Source organism: Sphingomonas sp. LH128 (genome assembly GCF_000293195.2).
Classification (GTDB): domain Bacteria; phylum Pseudomonadota; class Alphaproteobacteria; order Sphingomonadales; family Sphingomonadaceae; genus Novosphingobium; species Novosphingobium resinovorum_A.
Genome location: NZ_ALVC01000421.1, coordinates 1 through 4605 on the forward strand (window position 1 = coordinate 1; position 4605 = coordinate 4605).

4 protein-coding genes are annotated in these 4605 nt (G+C 65.5%); 2 read left to right on the forward strand and 2 right to left on the reverse strand.

Annotation, left to right across the window (positions count from 1 at the left end):
• Positions 1-1137: cbb3-type cytochrome c oxidase subunit I (locus LH128_RS27015; protein WP_008832879.1), on the reverse strand; the 1137-nt coding region annotated here is incomplete at its 3' end.
• 5 nt (positions 1138-1142) lie between these two features.
• Positions 1143-2477 carry a ubiquinol oxidase subunit II gene (gene cyoA, locus LH128_RS27020; protein ID WP_008832880.1) on the reverse strand — a complete coding sequence of 445 codons (1335 nt, stop codon included), beginning with the start codon at positions 2475-2477 and terminating at the stop codon, positions 1143-1145.
• 188 nt (positions 2478-2665) lie between these two features.
• Here cyoA and LH128_RS27025 point away from each other — a divergent pair, with 188 nt between their 5' ends.
• Together LH128_RS27025 and LH128_RS27030 are read left to right on the forward strand one after the other, a co-directional pair.
• Entirely contained in the window at positions 2666-3979 is a 1314-nt protein-coding gene (locus LH128_RS27025) for an MFS transporter (protein ID WP_008832881.1), read from the forward strand.
• Positions 3980-4135: 156 nt separating this feature from the next.
• A partial coding sequence (locus tag LH128_RS27030; RefSeq protein WP_008832882.1) for an MFS transporter occupies positions 4136-4605 on the forward strand: 470 nt, incomplete at its 3' end.

Consider the following 4605-nt stretch of genomic DNA (forward strand, 5'->3'; position numbering starts at 1 on the left):
CAGCCAGTTGAACAGCTTCGCGCCGGTCGGGATCGAGATCACCATGGTGGTGATGCCGAAGAACGAGTTGACGCTCGCGCCCGAACCCATCGTGAAGAAGTGGTGCAGCCACACGAGGTACGACAGGATGGTGATGACCAGCGTGGCGTAGACCATCGACGAGTAGCCGAACAGGCGCTTGCCCGAGAAGGTCGAGACGACTTCCGAGAACACGCCGAACAGCGGCAGGATGAGAATGTAGACCTCGGGGTGACCCCAGATCCAGATCAGGTTCACGTACATCATCGGCGAGCCGCCGAAGTCGTTCGAGAAGAAGTTGAAGCCGAGGTAGCGGTCGACGGTCAGCATCGTCATCACTGCCGTCAGCACCGGGAAGGCGGCGACGATCAGGATGTTGGTGCAAAGCGAGGTCCAGGTGAACACCGGCATGCGCATCATGGTCATGCCGGGCGCGCGCATCTTGACGATGGTGCACACCAGGTTGACGCCCGAAAGCAGCGTGCCGACACCCGCGATCTGCAGGGACCAGATGTAGTAATCGACGCCAACCCACGGGCTGTACGCCAGGTTCGACAGCGGCGGATAAGCCAGCCAGCCGGTCTGCGCGAACTCGCCCACGAACAGCGACATCATGGTGAGCACCGCACCGGCGGTGGTCATCCAGAAGCTGAAGTTGTTCAGGAACGGGAAGCTGACGTCACGCGCACCGATCTGCAGCGGCACGATGTAGTTCATGAGGCCCGTGACGAAAGGCATCGCCACGAAGAAGATCATGATCACACCGTGCGCGGTGAAGACCTGGTCGTAGTGGTGGGCGTTGAGGTAACCGTCGTTGCCGTTGAACGCCATCGCCTGCTGGGCGCGCATCATGATCGCGTCGGCAAAGCCGCGCAGGAACATGACCAGACCCAGGATCATGTACATGATGCCGATCTTCTTGTGATCGACGCTGGTGAACCACTCCTTCCAGAGATAGCCCCAGAGCTTGAAGTAGGTCAGGCCCGCGACGAGCGCGGCGCCGCCGAGCATCACGACCACGAAGGTCGCGAGCACGATCGGCTCCTGCGGGATGGCATCCAGCCACAGGCGCCCGAGTAGCGGGCTCCAGTGGTTATGGGCTTCGGCTTCGATGGCCATGAGTGTCAGTTCCGCGAATTCAGGGAAATGTGAGCGGGCTTCGGCGAAGACGCGGCGGGCGCATCCTCACCGCCGAAGCCGATCGACTGCGGCGCGGGGATCCCGGCGCCGTTCAGCGAGCGAAGGTCGGAAGGCGCCTTGACGGAACCGTCGCGCACCTGGCCGGGCATCTGCTCGCACAGCGCACGGACCCAGGCCAGCTCGCGCTTGACCGCATCGGTCGGGTTCGCGCTCTCGGCAACCGCGCTGTCGCGGCCGTCCTTGTCGTACGACAGCATCTGCACGTTGCGGATGCCCGCCTTGCCCAGACCACCGCGCGCGTCGAGAGCCATCATCTCGCTCATGCACATCTTGCCCGGCTGGACGCACATGTTGACGACGGCGTCATAGAGCTTGGGATCGACGTTGGCGAAGCGGATCGCCGGAACCTTCTGCGTCGGCTTCTCGAGTTCGAGGTAGGCCGCGCGGTCGAGGGTGCCGCCCATCTGCTTGGCGGGAACGCCGGTGAACGCTTCGGCGGCGATCACGTCGCCCGCAGGCTGCGGCTTGGTGCCCGTGGTCTTCACGTCACCGACCCACTTGGCGAAGTCCGCGTCCGAAACCGAACGCATCTTGAAGCGCATGTGGGTGAAGCCCGCGCCCGAGTAGTTGGCCGAGAAGCCGACCGACTCGACGTTCGAGTTCATCACCGCGTGCAGGCGCGTTTCCATGCCCGGCATCGCGTAGATCTGGCCCGCCATCGCCGGAACGTAGAACGAGTTCATGACGTTCGCGGAAGTGATCTTGAAGTTCAGCGGGCGGCCGCTCGGCACGACCAGTTCGTTGACGGTGGCAACGCCCTGCTCGGGGTAGATGAACAGCCACTTCCAGTCGAGCGCGACGACTTCGACCTCGAGAGGCTTCGCATCCTGCGAAACCTGGGTCTGGGCGTCGATGCGGCCGATGGTGCGGTAGGGATCGAGAAGGTGGGTGCTGGTCCAGGTCACGGCGCCAAGGCAGATGATGATGAGCAGCGGCGCGGCCCAGATCATCAGCTCAAGCTGGGTCGAGTGATCCCAGTCCGGCTCGTACTTCGCGTCTTTGTTGTTGGCGCGGTAGCGCCACGCGAAGATCACCACCGCCAGCATCACCGGCACGACGATGAGCAGCATCAGCAGCGTCGCGACGACCACGAGGTCGCCCTGCTGCTGTGCAACATCGCCCGACGGCTTGAGCACGAGGGTGTTGCACGCCGACAGCGCAGCGGTCAGCCCGAGGGCGCCCACGACGCGCATCGCGCGGTTACGGAACGGGCCGAAACGACGGCCGGGCGGGTTCAGACGTGACTCGGGCGGTTGCATGGCGCGTCGCCTAGGCCCGTGCTGCGGATGCGAACATAGGACATTTTGTCCAATCCCCTTACGGCGTTTCAGATACAATAGGGCGGCCAATTGTGAAGCCGCGCGTCCGTCGCGCCGGTGCGATTCGCGGACGGGCGGGACTCTCGCTTATTCCCGTGTTATACCAGACGAAGGCCGAGATACGCCAGATGAGCACAACCACGACCCCGACCCGCGAGGAACTCGGCCTGCCGACGTTCAAGCCGCACCACGCGATTTCGCCCGGCGAGATCGCGATCGGCGTGATCATCGGCCGTACCTCGGAATTCTTCGACTTCTTCGTCTACGCCATCGCCTCGGTGCTGGTGTTCCCGAAGCTGTTCTTCCCCTTCGTCGATCCGCTGACCGGCACGCTCTACAGCTTCGCGATCTTCGCGCTGGCCTTCATCGCGCGCCCGTTCGGTTCGCTGTTCTTCATGGCGCTCGACCGTGCCTACGGCCGCGGCGTCAAGCTGACGATCGCGCTGTTCGGTCTCGGCGGCTCCACTGCCGCGATCGCCTTCCTGCCGACCTATGAGACCATGGGCGCCACCGCAATCTGGCTGCTGGCGATCTTCCGCATCGCGCAGGGCTTCGCGCTCGGCGGCACCTGGGACGGCCTGGCTTCGCTGCTCGCGCTCAACGCCCCGGAAAACCGCCGTGGCTGGTGGGCGATGGTGCCGCAGCTCGGTGCGCCGTTCGGCCTCATCGTCGCCAGCGCGCTGTTCGCCTACATGATCGCCGTGCTGCCCGCCGCCGACTTCCTGGAGTGGGGCTGGCGCTATCCGTTCTTCGTGGCGCTCGCGATCAACGTCGTCGCGCTCTTCGCGCGCCTGCGCATCGTCGTCACCGAGGAATTCCAGACCCTGTTCGAAAGCCGCGACTTGCAGCCGGTCAGCGTCATGGGCACCGTGAGCAAAGAAGGCCGCACCGTCCTGATCGGCGCCTTCGCCCCGCTCGCCAGCTTCGCGATGTTCCACATGGTCACCGTGTTCCCGCTCTCGTGGGTGTTCCTCTTCACCAAGGAAGCGCCGACCCGCTTCCTGCTGATCGAAGTGCTGGCCGCCGTCTTCGGCCTCGTCGCCGTGCTGTTCTCGGGCCGCCTCGCCGACCGTTACGGCCGCCGCACCCTGCTCGGCACTTGCGCCGTCGGCATCGCGGTGTTCAGCGGCTTCGCGCCGCAGCTGCTCGACGCAGGCACCGCCGGTGAGCTGGTGTTCATGATCGGCGGCTTCATCCTGCTGGGCCTGTCGTTCGGCCAGTCCTCGGGCGTCGTCGCCTCGGCTTTCCCGACCGATCACCGCTACACCGGCTCGGCGCTCACCAGCGACCTTGCCTGGTTGTTCGGCGCCGGCTTCGCCCCGCTGGCGGCGCTGCTGCTCTCCACCCACTTCGGCCTGATCGCCTCGGGCGGCTACCTGCTCTCGGGCGCGCTGGCGACCCTGCTGGCCCTGTGGCTGAACAAGGAACTCGCCAGCCGCTAACTCCAACGCGAGGATCGATACCGGAAAGGGCCGCCATCCACCGGGATGGCGGCCCTTCTCTTTTGTTAGACGCCCCACCAACACGGCCCCTAACACGGCCCCTAACACGGCCCTGTGTCGCACAGCCGTCATGATCCGCCGCTAGCGGCCGGTTCCATGCCCAACCCAGGCCGCACTCTGGCCGTCATCGCGCGTGAGGCGCGGCTGTTCGCCTATTCCTCGGGGAATTTCGGCAAGGCGCTGGTCTTTGCCGGGGCGGACATGACGATCCTGTTCCTGCTGACCGACCTGCTCGGCCTGAGCGCGACGGCGGCCGGGTCGCTGATGCTGGTCGCGCTGGCGGGCGACCTCGTGTTCGATCTGGTCGCGGCCGCGCTGGTGATCCGGCTGCGGCGCAAGGGGCGCGGCTATCGCTGGCTGGTCGCGACCGGCACGGTGCCCTGCGGCATGGCCTTCGCAATGCTCTACGCCATGCCTGCTTCCGGTCTCCATCAGGGCTGGCTGCTGGCGGCGGCGATGCTGGTGTTTCGCGGCGCCTACGCGGTGATCGACGTGCCGCACAACGCGCTTATGGCGCAGATGACCAGCGACAGCCGGGCGCGCGGGCGCGTATCCGGCTATCGGCT